The organism is Azonexus hydrophilus DSM 23864 (genome assembly GCF_000429605.1).
GTDB lineage: Bacteria > Pseudomonadota > Gammaproteobacteria > Burkholderiales > Rhodocyclaceae > Azonexus > Azonexus hydrophilus.
Map to the genome: position 1 here is coordinate 20,880 of NZ_AUCE01000018.1, position 23,090 is coordinate 43,969.

At 55.5% G+C, this 23,090-nt stretch carries 16 protein-coding genes and 2 pseudogenes; 7 read left to right on the top strand and 11 right to left on the bottom strand.

Features of this window, described 5'->3' with window-relative positions:
* Positions 1–37: 37 nt before the first annotated feature.
* The 3 genes and pseudogenes from G471_RS17340 to G471_RS19515 all read right to left on the bottom strand — a co-directional run.
* A pseudogene (locus G471_RS17340) lies at positions 38–1,225 on the bottom strand (IS1182 family transposase); the annotation flags it as partial.
* Positions 1,226–1,537: 312 nt separating this feature from the next.
* The gene (locus G471_RS18785) at positions 1,538–1,885 is read right to left on the bottom strand and encodes a hypothetical protein (protein ID WP_081700210.1); all 348 of its coding nucleotides are present in this window, start codon (positions 1,883–1,885) and stop codon (positions 1,538–1,540) included.
* 279 nt (positions 1,886–2,164) lie between these two features.
* The gene (locus G471_RS19515) at positions 2,165–2,482 is read right to left on the bottom strand and encodes a transposase (RefSeq protein WP_425387151.1); all 318 of its coding nucleotides are present in this window, start codon (positions 2,480–2,482) and stop codon (positions 2,165–2,167) included.
* 90 nt (positions 2,483–2,572) lie between these two features.
* Between G471_RS19515 and G471_RS0110190 the strand changes: the two genes are divergently transcribed.
* The 4 genes and pseudogenes from G471_RS0110190 to G471_RS19640 all read left to right on the top strand — a co-directional run.
* On the top strand, positions 2,573–3,466 hold the full coding sequence (locus tag G471_RS0110190) for a helix-turn-helix transcriptional regulator (RefSeq protein WP_028995255.1): 894 nt from the start codon (positions 2,573–2,575) through the stop codon (positions 3,464–3,466).
* Between the two features lie 315 nt (positions 3,467–3,781).
* Complete coding sequence (locus G471_RS17345) at positions 3,782–4,627, top strand: GTPase (RefSeq protein ID WP_081700211.1); 846 nt, start codon at positions 3,782–3,784, stop codon at positions 4,625–4,627.
* A gap of 12 nt (positions 4,628–4,639) precedes the next feature.
* Entirely contained in the window at positions 4,640–5,188 is a 549-nt protein-coding gene (locus tag G471_RS0110200; RefSeq protein ID WP_157272499.1) for a hypothetical protein, read from the top strand.
* Between the two features lies 1 nt (position 5,189).
* Positions 5,190–5,906, top strand: a pseudogene (locus tag G471_RS19640) (dynamin family protein); the annotation flags it as partial.
* Positions 5,907–6,860: 954 nt separating this feature from the next.
* Here the strand turns inward: G471_RS19640 and G471_RS19630 are convergent.
* Positions 6,861–7,040 carry a hypothetical protein gene (locus tag G471_RS19630; protein ID WP_425387152.1) on the bottom strand — a complete coding sequence of 60 codons (180 nt, stop codon included), beginning with the start codon at positions 7,038–7,040 and terminating at the stop codon, positions 6,861–6,863.
* On the opposite strand from G471_RS19630, the gene G471_RS0110210 reads away from it, so the two are divergent.
* From G471_RS0110210 to G471_RS0110220, 3 genes are all read left to right on the top strand, one after another.
* A complete protein-coding gene (locus G471_RS0110210; RefSeq protein ID WP_028995258.1) occupies positions 7,033–8,697 on the top strand; it encodes a GTPase in 1,665 nt (554 codons plus the stop codon). The genes G471_RS19630 and G471_RS0110210 overlap by 8 nt on opposite strands.
* 151 nt (positions 8,698–8,848) lie before the next feature.
* A complete protein-coding gene (locus G471_RS19400) occupies positions 8,849–9,412 on the top strand; it encodes a lecithin retinol acyltransferase family protein (RefSeq protein ID WP_211226419.1) in 564 nt (187 codons plus the stop codon).
* A gap of 164 nt (positions 9,413–9,576) precedes the next feature.
* A complete protein-coding gene (locus G471_RS0110220) occupies positions 9,577–11,217 on the top strand; it encodes a nuclease-related domain-containing DEAD/DEAH box helicase (RefSeq protein WP_028995259.1) in 1,641 nt (546 codons plus the stop codon).
* A 75-nt stretch (positions 11,218–11,292) separates the two neighbouring features.
* On the opposite strand, the gene G471_RS0110225 is transcribed toward G471_RS0110220, so the two are convergent.
* The 7 genes from G471_RS0110225 to G471_RS19135 all read right to left on the bottom strand — a co-directional run bounded on the left by G471_RS0110225 (position 11,293) and on the right by G471_RS19135 (position 22,958).
* Positions 11,293–11,997, bottom strand: coding sequence for a hypothetical protein (locus tag G471_RS0110225; protein ID WP_028995260.1), 705 nt, complete (start codon positions 11,995–11,997; stop codon positions 11,293–11,295).
* A 353-nt stretch (positions 11,998–12,350) separates the two neighbouring features.
* Complete coding sequence (locus tag G471_RS18790) at positions 12,351–12,980, bottom strand: YkgJ family cysteine cluster protein (protein WP_081700212.1); 630 nt, start codon at positions 12,978–12,980, stop codon at positions 12,351–12,353.
* A gap of 279 nt (positions 12,981–13,259) precedes the next feature.
* Positions 13,260–14,063: a hypothetical protein gene (locus G471_RS0110230; protein ID WP_043421447.1), complete on the bottom strand. Its 804-nt coding sequence runs from the start codon at positions 14,061–14,063 to the stop codon at positions 13,260–13,262.
* A 1,316-nt stretch (positions 14,064–15,379) separates the two neighbouring features.
* Positions 15,380–17,518 carry a site-2 protease family protein gene (locus G471_RS0110235; RefSeq protein ID WP_051295432.1) on the bottom strand — a complete coding sequence of 713 codons (2,139 nt, stop codon included), beginning with the start codon at positions 17,516–17,518 and terminating at the stop codon, positions 15,380–15,382.
* A gap of 6 nt (positions 17,519–17,524) precedes the next feature.
* Complete coding sequence (locus tag G471_RS0110240; protein WP_051295433.1) at positions 17,525–18,955, bottom strand: efflux RND transporter periplasmic adaptor subunit; 1,431 nt, start codon at positions 18,953–18,955, stop codon at positions 17,525–17,527.
* Entirely contained in the window at positions 18,952–21,063 is a 2,112-nt protein-coding gene (locus G471_RS18380; protein ID WP_051295434.1) for an aldo/keto reductase, read from the bottom strand. The genes G471_RS0110240 and G471_RS18380 overlap by 4 nt, the downstream gene beginning before the upstream one ends.
* Positions 21,060–22,958: a hypothetical protein gene (locus G471_RS19135; RefSeq protein ID WP_157272500.1), complete on the bottom strand. Its 1,899-nt coding sequence runs from the start codon at positions 22,956–22,958 to the stop codon at positions 21,060–21,062. The genes G471_RS18380 and G471_RS19135 overlap by 4 nt, the downstream gene beginning before the upstream one ends.
* Positions 22,959–23,090: the final 132 nt, after the last annotated feature.

The window sequence follows — 23,090 nt, forward strand, 5'->3', positions numbered from 1 at the left end:
TTAGCGTACGATTTTTTCCGTTTCGTGAGTTGACCCCATATTCCCCGCGAGCAACGCGCCGATAGGGGCTCGGCGTACATTTCTCCTTCATCGCGCAGCGTGGGCAATCGGAGCTCCAGTATTTATGGATCAGTGCGCCACGTTCAACGGTTGAGAAACGCCAGATCAGTCGGCTACCGGCCGGACACTGATACTCACCAGTCTCTGGCTCGAAGACGAAATCCTCCTTGTCGAATCGGCCATTTGCTTTGGCCAAGGAAGTCATGGGCTTCGAAACAAACGGGGTGATGCCCGCTTCCTCGCAGGCGTGAATTTCCTCGCCGTGATAATAGCCACGGTCCGCAATGACCTGGAGATCGGGCGCGGCCATCGCAACCTTGGCTTGTCTGGCCATCTTTGCCAGTTGGCGCCGGTCGCTACCGATATTGGTGACCTCGTGGGCAACGATGAGATGGTGTTGGGTATCGACGGCCGTTTGAACGTTGTAGCCCACTAACCCCCGACTGGTACTGGTTGCCATGGCGCGGGCATCTGGATCGGTGAGCGAGATTTGCCCGGTGGGCGACTGCTCCAATTGAGACTGAATTTCCTTCAGTTGCTCCATCCTGGCCTTCAGCGTTGCCATCTTCTCTTTGAGTCGTGTCGTTCTCGCTTCGGCAATCTCGGCAGGCTGGCGATCGGCGGTATCCATCTCGGTCAGATAGCGCTCGATGCAACGGTCGATTTCCTGCATCCGCTTTTCGAGTTTGCCCCGCGTAAAGTTGCGATCATGGGCATTGACCGCTTTGAACTTGCTGCCATCAATGGCCACGATAGCTTGGGCAAAGAGATTCAGTTGGCGACAGAGCACGACAAACTGACGACAGGCGTTGCGGATGCCTTTGCCGTTGTCCCGCCTGAAGTCTGCAATGGTCTTGAAATCCGGAGATAGCCGCCCGAGCAGCCACATCAATTCGACATTCCGTTGCGCCTCCCGCTCTAGCCGGCGGCTTGATTGAATGCGATTGAGATAACCGTAGACATAGAGCTTCAGCAACGTCGATGGGTGATATGAAGGCCGCCCCGTAGCGGCAGGCTCGACAGAGAAACCCAGGCCGCCAAGATCGAGTTGGTCGACAAACAGATCAACAATACGGACCGGATTCTCTGCATCGATGTACTCGTCGAGTGACTCCGGTAGGAGCGTAATCTGCTGCCGATTGTCACCCTCAATGAAGCGCTTCATGCCAGCCTCCCGACACCCTTCGTCATAGAGGATTTAACGCATCAACCACCCGTTTGGAGTACACAGTCCGGGTGTTTTCACACAGTCTCCGGCCTTTGCCAACGTTGGCTGATCGGTCAATATCGCTCAGCAGTCCGGCAGTAAGCTGCCGTTGGGGCCATACTTAATGGCGACCAGCAGCTTTCTCATTTAGCGAATAAGTGCTCCCGACCCAATGCGGAAGTCGACAGATTGGGAAAACGGTCATTCAACGTTTAAACTCAGCCGACGCCCGCAAGCGGGCGTCGGCTGAAATGAATTGTTATGCGAACCTCACTCCTCGTTAAATTTGTGTTCGCACTCCATGCACTTGTAGTTATCCAGGATGTGTTCATCAATAGCACGTCCTACAACTGCACCAGCTGTAACCCCGACCGTGCCACCAGCAAGTGCTCCTGCAATTGCGCCTGCGATGGTGCCAACAGTTGCGCCCGCAGCAATACCTACAGGGCCACCAAAGGCACCTAATGCAGCACCTGCTTTGCCACCGGCGGCTCCGCCAGCTATAGCAGTTGCTGCACCACCAGCAGCACCTCCTAAGCCACCAACGGTAGCTCCTGCACGCTTCCCATAATTCAGCTTATCGATGTTGGTTGAGTGACATTTTGGACAAGTGGGCATGCTCCTCTCCTTTGCGCATAACGTATAAATTCACCGGCCTTGCGCAGCTTTATGCGCAAGGTCAGGAATGATGGGTTCGACCTCACCCACGATTCTCGTAGGCGGCCTTCAGGAGTTGTTCGAGCAACTCCCTGTGTTTCGCAAGATCGCCAAGTTCCAGCTTAAGGATTTTCTGAACAACCCGCAACGTCCGCGCAGGCTGTCATAAAAAAGCTGAAAAACCGGCGATCTTCGACCCTTAACCGTGAAATCCCAGAGTTTTTCCCTGCACTTCCCGTTTCACGGGCGCACCTCGCCCACCAAAGGCAGCAATCGCCTGCGAGCCATCCACAAATTGGCCAGGGCAAACAGCGTCACGATCTGCCCCGTATTCTTCGCCAGACCACGGTAGCGAACTTTCACAAAGCCAAACTGGCGTTGCACTACCCGGAACGGATGTTCAACAATTGCCCGCACCGAGGGCAGCATCCGGTTGATGGCTCTCTGCTCCTCCGTCAGAACTCCGCCAGCCGGCCTCTTGGTCGGCGCCCGATATGACATTAAGCAAATTTGGGTTATGCTAAAGACGTTTCGTATTTGTGACACTTTTCTCTCAATTTCCCCCTCTTACTCTGCCGTGCGACACCACCTGTCACTTTCCTACTTTAAGGTTCTGTCAAACCGACATGCTTTGGGGCTGATAACTGTATGACGCAACCTGATCACGATCTGCTTGCTTGGCGACTCGCTAGTATCCTGATGAAACTTAACCAGGGGGAACGTCTTGACATTGGTAGCTTGGCCGAGGAATTCAACGTACACAGACGAACGATCCAGCGCGACCTGCAGGAGCGATTTGCCTTCTTGCCACTGGAAAAAACCAACGGCTTGTACGCGCTCAATCCAGCTTATCTCGGGCGCATCACCTTTCGCGACGTCGAGCGCTTCGCCAACCTTGCCGGCGTCACCGGCTTATTTCCCGGTCTCGATACACAATTCCTTCGGGAACTTTTCGATAGCAGGCTCGACGATACCTTCACCGTTCACGAAGGGGGCCGCGAAGACCTCCGGCAGCGCATGGGCGACTTCCGCACCTTGCAGACAGCCATCAGCGAACGCAGCAAAGTTCGCTTTTTCTACCTGAAATCTGATGATCCAAAATGGGTTGAGGTCGCACCCTATCGCCTAGTAAATAACGCAGGCATTTGGTATCTCGCCGCTGACGACGGGGGGCAGGCAAAATCCTACGCCTTCGCCAAAATTTCCTCACTAAGTTGCCTGGATGAAAGTTACGCCCCGGACCCGGCAATCAGCGCGCAACTTGACCAAGAAGACAGCATCTGGCTCAACACCAAAAAAACCGAAGTCATTCTCGCCATCACCCCGACCGTAGCCCCCTACTTTCAGCGACGCAAGCTTATATCGCATCAGGTCATCGAAAAGGAATTGGAAAACGGGGGACTGATCGTTTCTGGCAAGTTCGCCCATCCCAACCAGATTCTGCCCATCGTGCGCTACTGGATACCCCATGTACGAATCATCAGCCCGGAAGCATGGCAGGTTCAGATGGAGCAGCAATTGCAAGCTTACCTGAACACCTGAAACAAGGAGTAAAGATGCCTATCAAACCCCAATCAATGCAGTACCAATGCCGACAATGCGGATGGAGTACCTTGCATGCGCCCTCATCCGATGCCCTGACCAAACTGCCGCCCGAAAAATGCGGGAAGTGCGGTAGCGACGCACTCAACGCAACACCAGCCAACCTTCTGAACAAGCTGAGCTCGTTATTCTCGAAACCATTAGGCCGTCTTTAAGTTAACGTCCATCAAAAATTGAGCCTAAGGCGACACATCCTGCCACTAAGCGATCAGAAGATTACGTCAACATCAATTCCGAATAAGGCTAAAACATCAAATGGTCAATAGCAACATCGCAATTTTGATAGATCGAAAAGAAACTCTGTGTCGGAAAGCAGATTTGATTCTCACCCCGTCATCTCGCTCAGACAAACCCATGATTGCAGCCTGCGGGTTGGTCAATGCCGGAAAAAGTTATCTTCTAAACATGCTTACACAGCATATCGATGATGAATTCTTCCCAGTAGCCGATCAAAGGGAAACGGCCCGAGTCAAGATGCTGGAGACGGATAACTATATCTATGTTGATACTCCGGGCCTCGATGCCAGCGATTCAGATACCGGGGAAGCAATGACCGGCATTGATCAGGCCGATGTCGTTCTTTTTGTTCACCAGCCACAGGGGGAGCTTGAGGAAAACGAAAAGGAATTTCTGTGCCGCCTCAAGCAATCATTCGGAGAATTTGCCGAGCAAAACATCATTCTGGTCTTAAGCAAGACAGACAAGGAAGAGCAGGAAAAAATTGACGAAATTGCAGATAAGGTACAACAGCAATGCCTCGAATTTCTGAACTTTTCGCCAAGAATATTCAAGGTATCCGGACAGCGCTTCAAAAGTGGTACCCAACAGCACAAGGATGGCCTGATCCGACACAGCCACATTAACGACCTTGCCAGCCATATAAAAATCGTTGCCGATGCCAGCGTAGAAACACGCGATATCAGAGTGATACAGACTATCGATGCACTCCTAGAGAGGATGGAACTGACTGAAGCGGAACTAGAGCGCTACCGCGTAAACGTCCAAAATAAACTGCACGAAAGTTTCGTTCCTTTCAATCGGCTAATCGACACGCTTCGCAGCACTATTGAAAACTTCGAAAACCAATACAAAAACATTTAAAAGGAGCAACAAATGCCACTTCCTTTATTATGGATAGCCGGTGCAATAACTGCGTCTGTTGTTGGCTATGCAGCCAAAAAAATGACAGAGGACGATAGCTCTTCTAGCAGCCGAGATGACTACTCATCTTACGAAGAAGAGCGTCGCCGACAGGAAAAAGCCGAAAGAAAAGCCAGAAAAGCAGAAAAAGACAAAAAAATCGAACTTCTTGAGATTGAATTTGCCAGCACCGGCGAAAAATTCAGCCGGGATATTACTTATGCGCTACAAGACCTAATTTTCTTGCAATTTGAAAATCATGGATTTAGTCACACCCTTCGCAGCGGACTTCAGGCGGGCAGCGACCAACAGATTTTCTGGGCCCATAAGCACCTCACACCTGAAGTTCAAACGAACCTTTCGTTTCTTGGTCAAAACTATTCAGTTAATATATCTCCGGCCACGCAATTCAAATATTTCAGCGAGGAAATCGAAGCATCCACGTCATCCATCAATGATTTGAAGCATAAGAAGCTGGCCTTGATGAAAATCAAACACAAATTAAAAAACACCACTAATTAAAATGCCAATCTGTCGCCAAGAGTTGCTTCATACCTTTGAAAAACTCGAAATCCAGTTCAGTCAGGCACTAACCGAAGCCAAACTGCAGGATGAAGATTTCGAAAGTATCCGCACAACGTTTCAACAACGCCTCACCGGCAGGTTGTACGAAGCACAAGGAAAACTTCCCGACAACAACCCTTTGACAGAAAACATCAAAGGTTTCATCTCGTTGATAAGCAAAACCAACGAAGCTTGGGACAGGAAAATCTCAAGCCGTAACAAGGGTCTTGAATTCCGCGCCGGCTTCAATGATTCGCTACTTGTTTTCGTCTACGGTAAGGTCAAATCTTGCAAGAGCTCCTTGGGCAACTACATAGCCTGGGGCAATACCGACCCGAAGGGTATCGAAAAAACTAAAGTACCCCCCTCGCTTCTGCCCAAGTATTTCTCGCACGACAACAGCGGTGTCATAGGTGGAGATGCGCCTAAGGAAGCGGAACAGCAGCGCGAATTTCGTGTTGGAGCGACGGAAGCAACCAGCACCATCCAGGGATTCAAGCTCTCTGGGTTGACTTGGGTCGACTCGCCCGGTCTCCATTCGGTCAACAAGGAGAATGGACAACTGGCAAAAGAGTATGTGGACCATGCCGACCTGATTCTTTACACGATGAAATCTGATGCACCGGGGCGTGCAAGCGATCTCGCAGAAATCAAAGAACTTGTTAGAAAAGACAAGAAAACCCTACTGCTTTTGACCGGTAGCGACGATGTCGTCGAAGAATGGGACGAAGCAACCGAACAGCCCATCCGTACCGTAATCATGAAGGACAAGGACCGTTGCGCAAAACAGCATGCTCACGTGCGCAACGAGTTGAATAAGCTGAATTTGCCGGAAACACGGGATATCCGCATCGTTTCATTCTCAGCTCGCTACGCCCAATTACACGAGGATGATGCCAAAGCCCTTACCGACAGCGGTATGGGGGAGCTGTTCAGTGCTATTGGCGAACTTATCAATGCCGAAGGAATCAGGCTCAAGCAACAAGTGCCGATGACTAATTTTCGGAAGTTTCTGGAAGGCTGCATGGATGACCTGAAACCTTATCGTCAGCTTATTCAGAATCTCGAAATACCTATCAGTGAAATTCAGAAAAAGATCCCTAGAGCGCTCAGGCAGGTAATTCACGTTGCTCAAGAAAACATGCGCAATGAAATACACCATCAATTCGACGCGCTAGAAAAAAACCGAAACAATCGGGAAATTACACAAAGAAGCATCAAAAAAATGCAGGGGCAACTCGGCGAAAAGCTACAGGGCTTGATTGAAGATGGCTTGGCACAAGTCTTCACCGAGGTCATGCAGGATTTCCGCAATTCGGTCATATATACCTATCAAACCAGCGACCTAGTCAAACTCCCAGAGTTTGCAATCGACACGGCAGAGGAGGAAATTCCAGTCGGCGTCAGGGGGGGGACGCGCAAGCGCAATAGCGGCCTTGGAAGTTTGATTGGGGCAACGGTGGGTTCCCTGTTCGGCCCGGTCGGTATGGCGATTGGGGCAGCAGTTGGTGGTGCGGGCGGCGCCATGACCGGTAGCGACGCAACGAAGGAAACTCGGACTATTGAAATCACTCTAGGAGACAACCTCCAAGCCATCAAGCAATCAGCAATGACCGTATGCATCCATTGCCTAGAGGAAACGATCACTACACAAGCTGAAATTCTTCTCACCGCCTTGGTCAAGGATGCACAGCGATTGACTGACGACTTGGGAAACGAAATTGCATCCGTCGAAAAGACACTGCAAAACCTGATCGACAAGACCCAAATGAAACTGAGCCACATATAAGGAATACACCACCATGAGCATCAACGCTGCCAAATTGTTTGGGGCCTACGATGAAATGCAAAGCCTGCTTGTTACCAAACCACTGCTGGAAAGCGAATTCAGCAATATCAAACCAGCTTTTGAAGCCAAAAAAAACGAACCAGATGCATCAATCATGGTGTACGGTGTTTATAACGCTGGCAAAAGCACTCTGATCAATGCCCTGATCGGCGAGGAAGCCGCTGTCGTTGACGACGTACCGACAACCGATTCGGTTGCTACTTACGTTTGGCGGCAATTCCGTATTCTGGATACTCCAGGCATCGATGCCCCCATCGAACACGAAAATGTCACCAATAGTCAGCTGCTGAAAGCGGACGCGATAATTTTTGTCGTCAACCCGATCGGAGTTGCCGAAGAAGAAAAAACCCTGAGTACCTTGATCGAGCTTGTCAAGGAGAAAAAACAGGTCTTTCTGGTTTTCAACGAGAAAGATGCCATAGGCGAAGCGGATTACATCAAACTCAAGGATCAAACTCGCCAACGTTTGCAAAAACTAGCCACGGAACACGGACTCACAGAGGTACTCAAAGATATTCCGATCCTCAAGGTCAATGCAAAGCGAGCATTCCAAAGCCGTACAGAAAAAATGGCCCATTGGGAAAAGCTGTTTGCAAGTAGTGGCTTCCCCGAGTTCGAAGCTGACCTTCTGAATTTTCTAGAAGGTATTTCCCACGACGATGTTTATTGTCGATTAAAAGAAAAACTGGGAACGTTTTCAGAGCAATATATACAAGCACTCAAGGGGCTTTCAAGCGCCGATCTAGTGAAAAAATATGGCATGCTTCTGAAACAAACAGAAGTACAAAAGCATAAAACAAGGAAGGAAATCCATCAGGAAATTTCCCGCTGCCGCCAAACAATTTACGAGAGCAGTAAGGCGCTGCTCAGAAGTTCGCCGAAAAGTAGCCAGAACGCCATCGAAGTGTTGATCCAGCAAAAAGGGCAGCACATTTCGATTTCCCTTGAGAACGAACTTACCGTCTTCGTGCACAAAATCCAAGATGACATCGAGGAACTGCAGGCGGCTTTGCCCTCAATTAATTTGGGGGGAGAAAAAATCACAATCCCCGAACAAACGACTGTAGGTGCTGTGCAGGAAAAAAATACCGGCACAGAAAGTACCTCACCGGCTTCTACAATCTCTCCTGACAATGTCGCCCAGATGGCGACCCAGATTGCGGCATTAGTTAAGCCAGGGCATATCGTCGAGGCACTAAAACTGACTAAGGATTGGCTCCCGACCCTAATGAAAGGAATCGGCCCAAAAACGATGGAAAAACTGGCTGGTAGCATCATGACGAAAGTGCCATACATCGGCCCCGCCATCACTGTTGTGATGGGATTGTGGGACATTTTTTCCGGCGACTCCGACACAAAACAGCTCGAACGTCAGATTGACGAGCAAAGTCAGCAACGCGAACGAGCTCTGCAAGAAATCGACGATCTCGCCCGAAAGCTGGCAAACGATTTTGAATCGGCAACAACAGCCGCCATTACCCCATCGATCGATACTTTTTTTGCCAATATCTCGATGCAGATTGATGCATTGCGTGAAGGTTTCAGTAAGGAAGATCGTGCCAACAGCGAAATAATGGAAAAGGCGGCTGCAATCCAACAACGTATTTTGGCTACCTGAAACTGACACATCCCAATCCTGGTCATCGTTGTATCGGGGATGGGATACGTATCGTCCAGCGTCATTCAGGATGCAGTCGCTCCCCGTTTGTAAGCAGTTTTTCTGACACGCCGGAAGCCAATCTATGTATGAACTCAGGGTGCCATCGAACATGTCTTTTGTTCTCACAGAAATGCTTGGAAAAATTGTCCAAGGCACGCTGGAGGAATTCAGAAGCAACCCAGCTGGATATATTGGTAAATTCACCGACACTTCAGTCGGAGCATACCCGCTGTTGGCAAGTCTCGCAGCGAGTGATCTTTATGCCGGGTCCGGAGTTTCTCCAGTACCCGGCAGCGTCGTTTACACCGAGCTGATCCCCAACTATATGCAGCATTCCGGCATTTATGTAGGTGACAACCGGATCGTTGAGTTGAACAGTGAAGGAGATGTCTGTCTGGTCGCCCCTGAGCAATTTGTCAGTGGTGGACTCGGCTTACGAATTCGCGTGTCAAGCAGCAAAGGTCAAGCTGTCGGATCGTCGAGTGTTGCCGAGCGAGCACTTGCACAAGTCGGAAAACGAGTGGGGTACCATTTGGTGTTGAATAATTGCCACAAATTCACCTCGGGCTGTCTGACAGGTATTTACAACAATCCGAACAGCTTGCTTCGGATGTTGAAAATTTCCGCCAGCATAAACCTGGGGGCAACGGATTGGGATGCATGGCAGATATAGCCGCTGTCCATAGCCATTGTTATTTCATTATCTGAGGTATGAGTAAGAGTGAAAGACTTGGGGAATATCCAAGTAGAGGCATCCTATGGTGCTAGTAGCTGAAGCAACTTGCGGAGCTGGAATACACTCAATACAGGTCCCCCTTAGCACCGAACTTTAATTGCATGTTAATCAGCGACGCCCCCAACCAGCACCTATACACCATCGGTCAACGTGCGGAATCTCGCGTATTTGTTGCCCTTTCTACCCTTCCCGCGCCATGGCTGTTTTTTTCCACGGTGGAGTGGCGGCTGTTGCAGCGTGACGGCGAAAGCATTGGTGAAGCAGATGTCGTGGTTTTCCATCCTGCGTACGGACTGGTGGTATTCGAGATCAAGGCTGGGGAAGTCGCGGTGCGTAACGGCAGTTGGTATTACGGGTCAGGATTGCCGATGAAGCAGTCGCCGATGGCCCAAGCACGCCGCAATCGCTACGCCCTGCAGGAAAAACTAAGGCAACGCCTTGGGATGGGTGCAGATGCGCTGATAGTGACGCATGCCGTATGGTTTCCCGAGATTACCTGGAAAGCATCCGCGCCGATGGAAATCCCTTCGCGGCATTTCCTGTTGGACCGCAATGCTTTGAAAGCTCCCGAATCTGCTTTGCTCGCGCTGCTGCGTGAGGCTGCTCCCAATGGCCCGGCGTGGAGTCGTAGCCAACAGCAAGCATTGAAGGAATTGCTAGCGCCGGATTGCCATTTGCTGGTGCCGCTATCGGTGCAGGTTGATAGCACCCTCGAATCACTCCATCAGGCAACCGAGCAGCAGATGTCCGTATTGCGAATGTTGCGCAGTCAGTCACGCTTACTGGTCGAAGGCGGCGCAGGAACGGGCAAGACGCTGCTCGCCTGCATGTTGGCACGCGAGCACGCGGCACAGGGAAAGTCGGTTTTGGTTACCTGTTTCAACAAGCAACTGGCCAACCATCTGGCTGCTTGTCTAGCCGATTGCCATGAAGTGCAGGTCACCAATTTTCATGAACTTGTGCACCAGATGGCGACACAAGCAGGCTTGCCTTACGAGATTATCGACAATCCGGAGCAACGCGCCCGCTTCTTCCGCGATGGGGCAGCAGAATTGTTGCTCAACGCCAGCGAGCTACTGACTGTCCGTTTTGACACCCTGATCGTCGATGAGGCGATGGACTTTGCCTCAACTTGGTGGATAGCGCTGTCCGCATTGGGCCGTGACAATTTTGGTTGGTACTGTTTTTACGACAGGCAGCAGGCTATTTATCAACATGGCAGCACTTGGGAGGCTCCTTTCGTAGCTGCGCCGATGCAATTGGAAACCAATTTGCGTAACCCGAAGCCGATTGGCGAGTTTGCCGCCCATATCGCCCAGTATCCAATGCCAGCTGCATTCCGGGTGCTGAGCGGAGCCCTGCCGATCACCCTGCGCTCTGCGGATTTCGACATAATGTCTGGGCAATTGAGAAGCTTATTGCATGAGCTGACCCAGAAGGAAAATATCACCCCGGAACAAATCGTCATTCTTTCCCCGTATCGGATGGAGAATGCGAAATCTGCATGGCGAACCGGTTTGTCTCAATTCAATACTTCTGCCGATATGGCTACTCCCTCGACCGGAAAAATCCGCGTCGGTACGATACAGGGTTTCAAGGGCCTAGAGGCCGATGTCGTCATTCTGGTCGGTATTGATGCCAACGCCGCAAAACACCCCGACTGGCTGTATATCGGTGCGAGCCGTGCTCGAGCTATTTTGTATCTGCTGGCACTCGAAGAGTTTCCCGATTTCTCCGAGTAAAGAGTTATATCGGACAACAGTCCGCCAACAGGACCTGACTTGGAGCCCGTAGTTTTTTTACGGGCTCCGATCCGGTCATTTCAACCCGAGTATCCGGTCAACCTTTTCTGCAGCACGAACCAGAGGGCGGAACACACCGTCAATGGTGTTCATCATGCCCCGGTGAAAGGCATCGAGCCCATTTTCGATGACATTGCGGCGGCGACACATGCTTTCACCATAAGCCGCGATCAACCAATCCCGGCCGTTCACTGCACGGCAATTTGCTTGATCGTAGCCGTCGACGTTTTCTTGCCAGTGGACGTTGAAGAAAATATCCGAAAACTGCCTATCGCCACCCAAAAAGAGTTCTAGTACCGTGGGGCGGGAAGCCTCAAGGGTAAGACCGATCAGGCCGGCGCTGGTATAAACAACGCATAAATCGGTGACTTCAAGAGTATCCGAGCTGGTCACAGAAGTAGGCTCAGCCTGTAATTCAAGCACCGGATAGTCGCTCGCTTTCCAGGCCAGGCCTATGATGTATTGCACCTGTTCGAGCACTTTGCTAGGTACGCAGTACCTTCCAGGAGGAACCAAGAGCACAAGCGCACCTTCCGGCACCGCGCCAAAATCGCTAACAACAATGGCAAGATCGTTGCCGAGTGCAAGAGCATGGTCGGACTCTATGAGGCCTGCAACGGCACCATCGACCGAACGCAGTGCCATTGCTGCTTGCTCAATCTCTTCTTTGTTAGCGCGGCGATATCCCGCAGACGACACTGCTTGTAGATTGGTGTTCATTGCTGGCTCCTGTGTTGTTGAGAAGGAGTCGTCAGTTTCGCCTATCGCAATGACAGGAGATGTCATTGCCCTCCCTTGTATTCATTTGCCACATCTCGTTTTTCTGATGTTAGAGCCTCCGCTATAGTTCTTCTGTACTTAAGCCACAACACCTGCGAGAGCCCACTGGGGGTACAAATGGGTCGACGCCCCCCCAGAAAGGTGACTTTCCGTATAGTTCAAAAATGCATTTCGCTCTGCGTAACCTCCGAAAGCCCTCCGATCTACTGAAATAGCCACCGACTGCAAACCGGTTTGCAGTCGATGAGCCTCAGTAATCAGCCAATCAGGCAGATATGGGTTCCCTAAAACCCCTACCCTCCCTCAACCGGGAAAAATTCGGTGATTGCGCCCCAGGGTTCCCTGGGTCGCGTCGCACGAACCAGCGCGTGATATGGCACCTCGACAAAATCAGGGTCATACATCATCACCCCATTGGTATGCCCCGGAACCAACGTCCGGCAAGGCTCAGCATCATTCGCAAGTGAATGGTGCAAACGACATATCATCGGCCGGTGTTCGTAGACAGAGCAGTTCCCGTCTTTCAAGAACACGCATTGTTGCTGAGGCCGCAGGCGATTGATGTGAATGACCTGGTCGTGAGAACGGTAAGGGAGTTCCACCATCTTCCGTCCGGTGACGGCAGCTAACCTGACCGCTTCAAAGCGATAAATCAGCGTGACCATCGAGCAACAGTAGCGACAGCCTTTACGACATGCCGCCAGTGGTGCGATGGCAGCATTGACGCGATCCGCAAGTTGTTCCAGTCGAGCGTGTCGAACGCGAAAGCTAGCGTTCATTGAAACAATGTTGGCTGTCTCATCCTCCATGACCGCCGGATGCAGCCAAGGTTCGACAGAAATCAGGCGCACAAGACGCTCGCCCGCCGAGGTTTCGGATGTCTGGGAAGGATTGCTTCCCGGGGATAAGTTTTGTTCGCTCATGAGCGGCTCCAGTGATGAAATGAATCACCACACCCGCTTCCAATCGGGTGGGCGACCGAAACGAAGGTTGGAAGACCGATGGAGCACCGGCGAGCCCGAAGGCTCCCCTCGCCCGGCCGCCCATTGGGACGCCAAGCGCAACTGAGCTACTGCGCATGCGCAGTAGCTCAGTCAAACTCCATTCGGGCTTCCACCCCCGGTTGCCTTTGTTTCGGCAACGGGCGCAGGTTAGGCGCTCTGCGAAGCGGATGTCAAGGAAATCAGCCAGTACCATGGGCATCACCCCAGTCTCAATGCGATACCGTGACAAATCTTCTGCATGTGGAACAAGAACGGGACGTCCCCGGAGTACCCCCGGCTACGCGCAAACTGAATCAGCTCCCAGCTCTGACTCCGCACGCCAGCAAACCCTGGCTGCTGTGCAATCAGGCGCAATGTTTCGGCGACCGCAGATTGTTTTCTGTGAGCAAGCTGGTCGCCAAGTAGGGCATACCATTCGGCTACCTCCGACTTCGACCGGCGCCACGTCCAGCTTGTGCCTCCGCGTTTCGGTAGACGCACCAGTTCATAGCCCAGCCAAGACAGCCGGCGGTGACCAAATACGGAACCGAGTTCTTCCTGTTCTGCGACCGGGCCGGCACCTTCGGTAACGAGCAGCGCCCATGCCACTTCAGGAACTGAATCAGGAATCTTTTTGGTGCTGTTGCAGGAATCTGCCAGCGCGGTTTCCGGGGGCACCGGAATGTCCAATGTTGATTCCTGGTTGGTGCTCAAATCAGGAACCATTATTGGCGCTGCCCCTGACAAGAGATCGGGCTCAGCCCGAGAGCCGACATACCCCGGCCAGTACATGACCAACGCGGCATTCGCCAGCCCCTTCTGCTTGCGCGTTATCCGTTGCGCGGGCGAGCGCCCGATACCGTATTTGTCGTGGAATTTTTGGGCCAGGCCGATTGCCTTATGGGCGGGACAGGTGCCGGTGATGTATCGCGTGTAGCCACGCGTTACCAAGTCCAGCGTGCGCGAAAGTGCCGCAGATTTCGACTGAGAGACCGGGGTTGAAGCTGGTCTGGGCAGGGACATGACGATACTCCATGGATGAACATGTCTCCGTATAGTGCGGGGAGGTCCCATTTTGCGGGTTCGTTGCGAACCCGCATCGTTGCAGTGTGATTTGGTGTGGCGAAGCCACACGTATTGATGTTCCTATGTGGAGGTGTGCGGATTTCCAAAAATCCGCGTTATACACAAACAGGACAGAACATTTTTGCAGGGCAGCGCCCCGGTGATCACCGGGGGTGGCGCATGCCCGGCGGGCTGCTCCGTGGCGATACGAACCATCCAGTTCGTGTCTCCAGCAGGCAGGCCGCCAACTGCAAAACACACAGACGAAAGTCACGCTGGTCCGCCAGACCAGCAGACGGGAGATCGCCAATCTCCTGTCGAGCAAACGCTGAAGCGCAGTGCCTCTAATCAGGCTCGCTGCGCTACGCTGGGCGCTCGGGGGTGCAATTCCCCTGTTCGACCCAATCACCGAAACCGGGGTGTTGGGCGACCATGAAACGGCGCGTGATAGGCAATGATCACGTGACCTGGTTGTAGGTGAAAGCGAGTCGAGTCTCGCCGGCGGGGCATACCGAAAGGGTGCAACGTTTGCCGCACAGGAAGGCTTTTGAGCACGTCGTGAGGCGTGAGGGTATCAAGGCGAAAGCTGGCGATATCGGCACCCGAAGAAATCCGGGGTCAATGGATAGCTCAACCCTGTAACGGCACCCCTCGAGGGTGCTGTGCGGAGAAGTACAAAGCCATCGGCACTGAGCCATGGTTCGTCGTCGATGACGCAAGCAATGAGTACCTGAACTGCTATGGAACATCGAGTTGGGGAAATCTACGGAAAGCCGGAATGGCTAGTTGCTTTGCTGAGACAGTGGCGTTGTATTTCGCAGTAGCTGCAATCTAATTGGGGAATCTCTCTGCCGACTGGATCGGGTGGCACCGTTCAGGGCGACGCAGAGAGAGGGAGACTTGGTGAGTAGGTTTTAAACCGACTGGACGATACGACCGAAGTCCATCGGGAGTTGCGTAAGCAACAGCGAGGTTGGCACCTCGTACCGAAAGCTGGGAGCGTTTGCGAAAGTGTGTATCAGGCCTGGCGGCCTATGCAGTCTTGGGTCGGATCTAGGGTTGGCACCCGAAATCCGAAAATTCCGGCTGGCGCCGGAACTAGCGCTGCAGGAAATTTGGGGACTGAAATCGTGGCCTGATGGCTACGGTTTCAGTCAGAAAGGACATTTATAACTCAGCCGGGGAGCGCTCTCGTTCCCCGGCTGTCAGGACTGCGGACAGAGTGTTGCCAGAGCCACTTCCTCAGTTCTATTGAAATTTGCTAAGAAGCTCTATCAAAAGCCGGCTTCTCGAATTAACAAGCCTGACGTCGACCGTAAAAAAGCCGCTGCCAAGGTAGTCGGGTTGCCGAGGATGATGACTTTGCCGCGCAGTATTTGCTGAGCTTCTGGCTGTCCTGTTGCACGAAGCGTCACCCGATACATTGCGTGATCAGGAACGAGGCTTGCGCCCTTTTCGCGTGCCAGTATCTGTCCGCCGCGAGTTGCTGCCAGCATCGGTTCCGGCAAGGAGCGGGAGGCATCTTCGTCAATCCGTTCGACCTTTAGCCAGAAACTACCGCCACCGGCTGTCTCGGTGATGAATCGGCCCCAGTAACCGATGCCGATACGTGCCACCTCGGCTTCCGGGAGGAAGGTTTCAACCCGCCAGCCATCGAGTCGCGCCAGCGTGGCAATATGCGTGTTGCGCGGTAGCCATTGGCCTGCTTCCACATCGGGCGGCAGATCCAGCAGGACACCATCAAAAGGCGCGAGCGGGCGCAGGCGGCGGAGTTCATCCTCTATCGCGGTCAGTTGTGCCTCGACACCGGCCAATTCCTCCATGAATACGAGGCGCCGGCTCTTGAGTTCGTCATCCACTGTCGCGGCGCGTGCCTGGTAGCTGAGCGTTTCCAGCCGCTGTCGCAAATTAGCCTGACGCAGTGCCAACTCCGGCGACTCCAGCCGGATCAATTCGTCGCCCTGTGCAACCGTGCTCAGATGCTTGTGGGGCAAACCAGCAACGCGTGCTCCCGCCGGTGTGATGACGGCGTAACTCTGGGTTGGTCTGAGCATTCCCTGAGATTCGACCGTCAGCCGCCAGGGAATGATCGCCAGCACCATCAGCGCACCGGCTAACCATGCCGTGCGGCGGGAACGGGCCGTGACACGAATGTCGGCACGGCGTTGCCACCACACCTTCAGCTCTGACCAGATAGGGATGGCAATGAACCAGACGATTTCGACGATGAACAAGAACAGGCCAAGCAGTTTGACGAAAAATTCATAGACCAGCACCGCGATGCCCAGGAAAATCACCAAACGATACAGCCAGGTGATGAAGGCAAAGACGATCAGCCCCTTGTGCCGTGCCTTCGGTAAATGTTCCGGTACCGGGTCGCCCAGACCGAATAGACTTTCGCGCAGGCGCCAGCGCGCCAGTGCGAACGCCCGCTGGTGCAGGTTGGGCATGTCCAGCCAGTCGCACAGCAGGAAGTAGCCGTCGAAGCGCAGGAATGGACTGGCGTTGATGGCGAGTGTCGATACCCAGGTGGTGGTGGCCAACAGGAACATCGCGCCCTTGAGCGGCCCCTCCGGCATCAGTGCCCAGGCGAGGGTTGCCCAGGCGGCCAGTACCAGTTCGGTCAGGATGCCGGCACCACTGACCAGCAGGCGTCGGCGCCGGTCAGGTAGTTTCCAGGTCTCGTTGACGTCGGTATAGGCCATTGGCCACATCACCAGGAAAGCCACCCCCATCACCGGCACGCGACAACCAAATCGTTTGGCCATAAGGGCGTGGCCGAATTCATGCAGGATTTTCACGAAGATCAGCGCCAGGCCGTAACCCATCAGACCTTGCCAGCTAAACGTGTCGATCAGTGTGGCGGAAAATGTCTCCCACTGACGTGCTACCTCGATCAACCCGATAGCCAGTACCGCCAGGGTAAGTTTGATGAAACTGCTGGTAAACAGGGAGGAAGCGAGGGGCGACAGGCGCTCCAGCAAGCTATCGGGGCGAATCAGCGGTACGCGGAAAAACAGGTAGTGATGAAGAAGCCATCTCGCCCAGCCGCTTTTGCGGCGCTGTGCGATGGCTGCAAATCGTTGCGAACCGGCGGCATCGGCGATGCGCAACAACTCGTTCTCGGTGAGGAAGCGCACAACCTCGAACACATCCTCCGGGCCGACATCAAGCGTGGTTTGCGTTGTTACTGCTTCGGCGACGGCGATGGGCGTGCCCAGTGACCAGCGCGAGAGTATTTCAAAGCTGGTCCAATCGATGCGGAAGAACAGGTTGCGCACCGGGTCCTGCAACGACCAGGTAGGCGAGCCGTCGCCTCCCGGTGGCCCCGGATGCAGCGTCAGTTCCTCACGCAGTTCCGGCAGCGGGGCCAGTAGGGATTCAAAACCGTTGGGAGGGGCTGTATCTTCCATCGGTTTTCAGATCCCGACGAAATTCCGCAACGCGGCGAGTGGCTTCCTCAGCACCCAGTAAATGGCTGGCACTCGTTTGCCATTGACCTTTGCGGTGCCCTTGAGACCGGCGCGTTCATGGCGGTCATCCTGCGCAATGGCGGCGCGTAGACGGTAAGCGTAATGCCCTTCAGGCCGTTGCTGTGCTTCGAATGCCAGATAACGGACCTTGCCCTTGATCGGTGAGAAAGGTCGAGTGTTGAGATACAGCGTTACCTCATTGCCCTGATCGAGTTCGATCACGTCGGCGGGCGAGAGCCATGCTTCGATCTCCACATCGTTTTCGGCAGCCACCATCATGACCTTCTCGCCAGTGCTCACCGGTCGCCCGCTCCACTCGGTAGGATCATCGAAGATGGCCACACCGTCGCGCGGTGCAGTCACGCTGCTGCGCTGATTGATTTCACGCAGGTAAAGCACCTCAGTTTTCTTTTCCTCGAGCGCGCCGAGACTGATCACCATCTTGCCCTTCATCTTGTCGTCCTGCAGAGCCTGCTGGGCAAACTGGCGATACTCCGCTTCGGCCGTAGCATAGGCCTGCTCGGCGACCGCCAGCTTGCTCGCCAGCGTGGCTCGGTCGAACTCGAATAGCAGGTCGCCGGCTTTCACCTTCTGGTTGGGTTGCACATGAATCTTGTCGATAACGCCATCTAGCGGTGCGCGCAGCACTGCCGGCTGGGCGGGCACCAGTTCGCCGGGTGCAAGCACCGATAGGCGCACCGGGAATAGCGCCACTAACAGGATGCCAAGCGCCCATTTCAAGCGTTTTTGCGCCCAGGCGGCTTTGATCGTCGCACGCCAGCGCCCCGGCTGGCGGAGGGCAGGTTTGAGTTGTTGCCAGTCCTCCCGGTCGGGCAGCGCGGCAATCAACTCGGCACGCCATTCCCGGAACGCTTCCTTCCAGCCCGGTACATGCATCAGCGCCCAGGCCGGCGTCCAGATTTCAGCCCATTCCTGCACCAGTGCCAGTTCGCCCTCGTTGAATGGGTCATCCCTGGCCAACAACCAGCCACCGCCCGTGAAATGCCTCCCCGCCGCTGGCAGCGGTATCCACAGCGCATTTTCCGGCAGCCATTCCTGCCACTCCTCGCGCACCTGGTCCGGCAGGCTAGTCTGATCAACCGGCTGCGCTTTGCCCGAGTCGAGGCTGGCAATCAGGCGCTTTAACCATTGTACGTAGGGCGCATTGGCTTCCGGGCTGACCACACCAGAGAGGGCCGCCACGCGGCCATCGAGCCACAGTACCGCCTGCCGGTAGGGTAGTAGCAGAAGGGTTTCGTTCATCGCCACATAGGCGAGCTCGGCCGCATCGCGCGCCTGACGGACACGCCGCGTCAGGTGCAGCAGGTTGGCGAGGGCAACGACTTCGCCTGTGGCCGCTTCGTGGGGCATGTTCATGCGTCGACCAGCGCCTTGCGAAGTTGCGCCGCATCAAGCAGTGGTCTCGCCAGCAGGGCCATGGCCTCTTCGACGCGTGCGGGACTCCTCATGCCCACCAGCGCGGTTCCCACGCCGGGCATGCTTACCACGGCACCCAGCGCCGCGGTCGTTGCCGTCAGTCCGGGCATCAAAGCTTCAAGGCGCGCCGGGGCCTGATGGCCCTGCAAGACACTCGCGCTGGTGAAAACGTGCATGCCTAGCCGCTCTGCCGCCGCAATCGCCGGCAGCAGGGTATTGCCGACGCGCTGAGTAGGCAGGCTGTAGCTTTGATGATCGCGCACATTGCATGGCAGTTGCACGGCGGCCAGATGGTGTTCACTCACGCCGACCTGCTTGGCCGCAGCCTGAGCCAGGGTCACCGCGCGTTCCAGCGACAGGTGTCGGGCGTCGTCGCTGCTCACCCGCAGACCATCCCAGGTAGCCAGGCCATACGTGGCAATTTTTCCCGCCGCCACGGCCTCCTCAAGCACGACAAAGGTTTGACCGAGTTGCCGGTAGAAAGCTTCTTCGCCGAGCGTTTCCAGATCGTCCTCCGGGTTGTGCAGGTAGTAGATGTCCAAGGTTTCGAGCCCGAGGTTGGAGCGGCTTTGTTCGAGTTGATGGGCAATGAATTCGGGAGTGATGCAATGACGGCGGATCAGCGCATCTTCATCGATCAAGCCGGGCAGCAGATAGTGTTCGCGCAACCAGGCGTCGGCGGCCTGCGCCGCGTCGGCGTCATGAGTGATGTATCCCCCTTTGCTGCATACCAGCAAAGCCTCGCGCGGAATGCCAAGACGGGTGAGGCAGCGTAAGGCGGCGCCAACGCAACGCTCTGCTTTCATGTGACGGTAGTTGATGGCGGTGTCGAAGACATTGAGGCCGCGCGTGGCGGCATGGACCAGCGTCTCAACATAGCGCCGGTCGGTCTCGGCGGACAAATCACCCATCCAGGTACCAACCCCGATGCGGCCAGGCTCGACGCGGGCGACCCCGGCAATCGGCGGCGCGTCGTGGCGAATCAAAAAAATCGGCGCTGGCGGGATAATAGATGCGAATGATGGCGCCTGTATCCGCTCACGTTGTTGCTTCTTTGCCAGCGCGATTTCCGCCAGCCGTGTGTGATACCAACTCTTCAGGACAGGTTCCGGATCGGCTTCCAGCAGGCGCGGCAACCAGTCTGCGGCCGGTGTCGGCTGCCAGCCAACGCTCTTCAACTTGGCGTTTTCGTAGAGCGTCCAGCCGGCCCCTGTGCCGTAGACCGGGAAATAATCCAGCCCCGCCGCCTCAATCTCGGCCATTGGTAAATGGACCAGTTCTGGCGTGATCCCGGCTGCATGGGCCAACCCCTTGACCAGCCGCTCGTTCGTCCATACCTCGTCGCCTACCACGTTGTAGGCCTCACCAACTGTGTCATCACGGGAAAGTAGGTGCGCCGCCGCGCGTGCTACATCGCCGACCCAGACCAAGTTGAACAATGTCTCATCGTTGGCGGCAAGCAGAATCGGCCCGCCATCCCGGATGCGTGATGCCCAGAAATGGCTGCGCGAACCGGATTCGAACCAATGCAAGCTTCGGCCGTTGGGCGCGCCGGTTCGGTTGTCGCGTGGTCCGGTGACCACGCAGGGGCGCAGCACCGTCCAGGCAACGCCCGACGCCTCCAGTAGTGCCTGACAGGAACGCTTGCCGTAGTTGTAGTGGGCCGGGCCGGAGAGACCGGTGAGGTCGTAGTCGCGGATATCCACTTCCTCCTCGCGCCAGCTACGCGGGTGGTTATGCGGATACACGTCGGTCGTGCCGGTCAGCAGGTAGCGGCCGATGCGGCCCCGCAATGCGGCCAGCGTCGGCTTCATGTGCTCGGGAACATAGGCGATGTTGTCCACCACGCAGTCAAAGCTTTCTCCGGCAAAGAGCGCGACCAGCGCCCCTTCGTCATCGCGGTTGGCGCGCAGCCAGCGGATGTGCGGGCGTAGATCGGCTGGCGGCGAATCCAGTGCCAGCACGGTCAGTTGATGGCCGGCCTGCAACAGTTGCCAGGCCATTTCCACGCCAACGAAGCGGTTGCCACCGAGCAGCAGTGTCTTCATGCCGCTTCCTCTAGATAGGGTTGGCAGAAGGGGGCCGGCAGGAGCGCATCCCAATAGCAATCTAGTGGCACGGCCGGACCGATGCGTTTGGCAAGGTTGCGGAACTTTGCCCATTGTTGCAGGCGTTCCAGAGCGTTTTCCAAGGCAGCCCGGCTTGGCGCGGCCGCATGCATCTCGTGCCAATGGATGCCGTGTGCGATGCCTGGTGGGCGGCGGCGCACGAACAGGTGCCCGCCCTTGGCGAGCGCATGCGATAGCGACCAGGACACCTCGGCGCAGCCGGTGAGATCGACGGCCAACCCGGGCCGGGTGAATTCGCCTTGGTTCAGGCGTTCGAGCAGCGGGTCGATGGCCGTGACTGGGAATTCCTCGTGCCCCCAGTCGCGGCGATCCACATGCACTGCATGGCGTCCGGCATCCTGCACCAGATAGCTGACCAGTGCGGCTTCGACCGTGCGCCCTGCAATCCAGACCGGGGTATTGTCGGCTTTCAGCGCTTCGTCGAGGGCGGCGATCAGGCTGGCCAGCGCATCGGCGAGGAGTGCTATCTGGCCAAGGTTTGCCGGTACTGGCACCAAATGCCCGAGCGGCGTGGTGCACACGCCCAGACCATAGCCGTCGCAACCGATGCCGAGAACGCCATGATGCCCGCCACAGAGGCGACAGGCGGGCTCATGACAGGGCATGGCCGAGACCGGCAGGACCTGCTGGCCAACGCGCAAATCGGTTTCATCGGGCGGCAGTCGCAGGATTTCAAGAATCGCGTTGTGACCGATTGCCCGCTCGCCCACTTGCGGATATTCGCCGCGCAGAAAGCGCTCTTCGGCCGCCTGAAGGGCCAGAGCGCGAACCTTGACCAACGGGTTCGGCATGGCATGCGGCTCGGGCTGGCGTGTGAGCGAAAGGCTCGCCGGCTGCCCTGCCCAGGCCGAGAGCTTCCATTGCCGGCTAGCGTGCTGCGCCCGGGGGGCTGGCATTCGGGTTCGGACTTCCGTTTCCGCCAGTAGGCGGCGTTCAAGCGCCAGCGTCTGACCCGCGACAGGATCACGGTTTTCCGCAGCTTCGCGCGCGCGCTGGTGCATGAATTCGATCGGGTCTTGCGGCTCCCAGCCCAGATTGAGCAATAGGGGGGATACGGCCATCAGGGCGGCTGGAACCAGCGTGATGCCTGGTAGTTGCAGGCCCGCTGCCCGCCAGCGGCCTGCTCCTACATAGCCAAAATGCAGGTGCTTGCCCAGTCCGTCGCGTATCAGCGCGGCGTGGCCCCAATAGCCGAGCAACCCCTGATTCACCACATTGCAGGTCTGACCGAAAGCCTCCTTCCGGCCTGCGACGGTAGCCAGCGCATTGGCCAGATCGAGAGGCGAACAAATGCGGTAACTGGGCAATTCGCCTTCGGGAAGCACCAGCAGTTCGCCTTCCAGAACACGCTCGACTGCCCAGTTCGTGATCCCCAAATCGGTTTCCCCGCCTTCGAGCGGGGCCGGGCGTAGTATCGTGAACGGCGTCTTGCCGGCAATCAGCCGCAACTCACGCTCCAGCGCACGTGCCTGCACCATGCCGGCGTCTGACCACGGAGCGAGATCGCTGACCTGGGTGAGCTCATCCTCACGCCACGGCGCCAGGCGTGGCACGGCGGGATAGACGCGAAAGCTCGATACCAGGACGTAATGCGCCACCGGACCTGCCGCCAGAAAGGCCGCCCGCAGCTCGGCCGGAGAAGTCGAGGTGCGGTCGATCAGTACGTCGCAGGGAGCAGTTCCATCCAGCTCTGATATTGCATGGCCTTGCTCGGCTAATTGCGTACGCAGATGGACCGCACAGGCATCCTCCGGGCCGAGGTGGCGAACGCGCAAGGTTGCGCGTTCTTTCTTGCGTCGGAGGGAGGGGTTCATTGAGGGATTTCCATCGCTTAGGGCTTACGCCGGGATGGGGTGATGTTAGGTAAAGGGAAGGCGGCGAAACTGAGAAAATCTGAGAATTGGATTAGCCGGTATGATCCCCGGCTGCTTTCTCCCGCTTATTCG

Coding starts and splice junctions, on each gene's coding strand:
- G471_RS18785 (WP_081700210.1), bottom strand. CDS start 1,885: ATGCCCACTTGTCCAAAATGTCACTCAACCAACATCGATAAGCTGAAT.
- G471_RS0110190 (WP_028995255.1), top strand. CDS start 2,573: ATGACGCAACCTGATCACGATCTGCTTGCTTGGCGACTCGCTAGTATC.
- G471_RS17345 (WP_081700211.1), top strand. CDS start 3,782: ATGGTCAATAGCAACATCGCAATTTTGATAGATCGAAAAGAAACTCTG.
- G471_RS0110200 (WP_157272499.1), top strand. CDS start 4,640: ATGCCACTTCCTTTATTATGGATAGCCGGTGCAATAACTGCGTCTGTT.
- G471_RS0110210 (WP_028995258.1), top strand. CDS start 7,033: ATGAGCATCAACGCTGCCAAATTGTTTGGGGCCTACGATGAAATGCAA.
- G471_RS19630 (WP_425387152.1), bottom strand. CDS start 7,040: ATGCTCATGGTGGTGTATTCCTTATATGTGGCTCAGTTTCATTTGGGT.
- G471_RS19400 (WP_211226419.1), top strand. CDS start 8,849: ATGTCTTTTGTTCTCACAGAAATGCTTGGAAAAATTGTCCAAGGCACG.
- G471_RS0110220 (WP_028995259.1), top strand. CDS start 9,577: ATGTTAATCAGCGACGCCCCCAACCAGCACCTATACACCATCGGTCAA.
- G471_RS0110225 (WP_028995260.1), bottom strand. CDS start 11,997: ATGAACACCAATCTACAAGCAGTGTCGTCTGCGGGATATCGCCGCGCT.
- G471_RS18790 (WP_081700212.1), bottom strand. CDS start 12,980: ATGAGCGAACAAAACTTATCCCCGGGAAGCAATCCTTCCCAGACATCC.
- G471_RS0110230 (WP_043421447.1), bottom strand. CDS start 14,063: ATGTCCCTGCCCAGACCAGCTTCAACCCCGGTCTCTCAGTCGAAATCT.
- G471_RS0110235 (WP_051295432.1), bottom strand. CDS start 17,518: ATGGAAGATACAGCCCCTCCCAACGGTTTTGAATCCCTACTGGCCCCG.
- G471_RS0110240 (WP_051295433.1), bottom strand. CDS start 18,955: ATGAACATGCCCCACGAAGCGGCCACAGGCGAAGTCGTTGCCCTCGCC.
- G471_RS18380 (WP_051295434.1), bottom strand. CDS start 21,063: ATGAAGACACTGCTGCTCGGTGGCAACCGCTTCGTTGGCGTGGAAATG.
- G471_RS19135 (WP_157272500.1), bottom strand. CDS start 22,958: ATGAACCCCTCCCTCCGACGCAAGAAAGAACGCGCAACCTTGCGCGTT.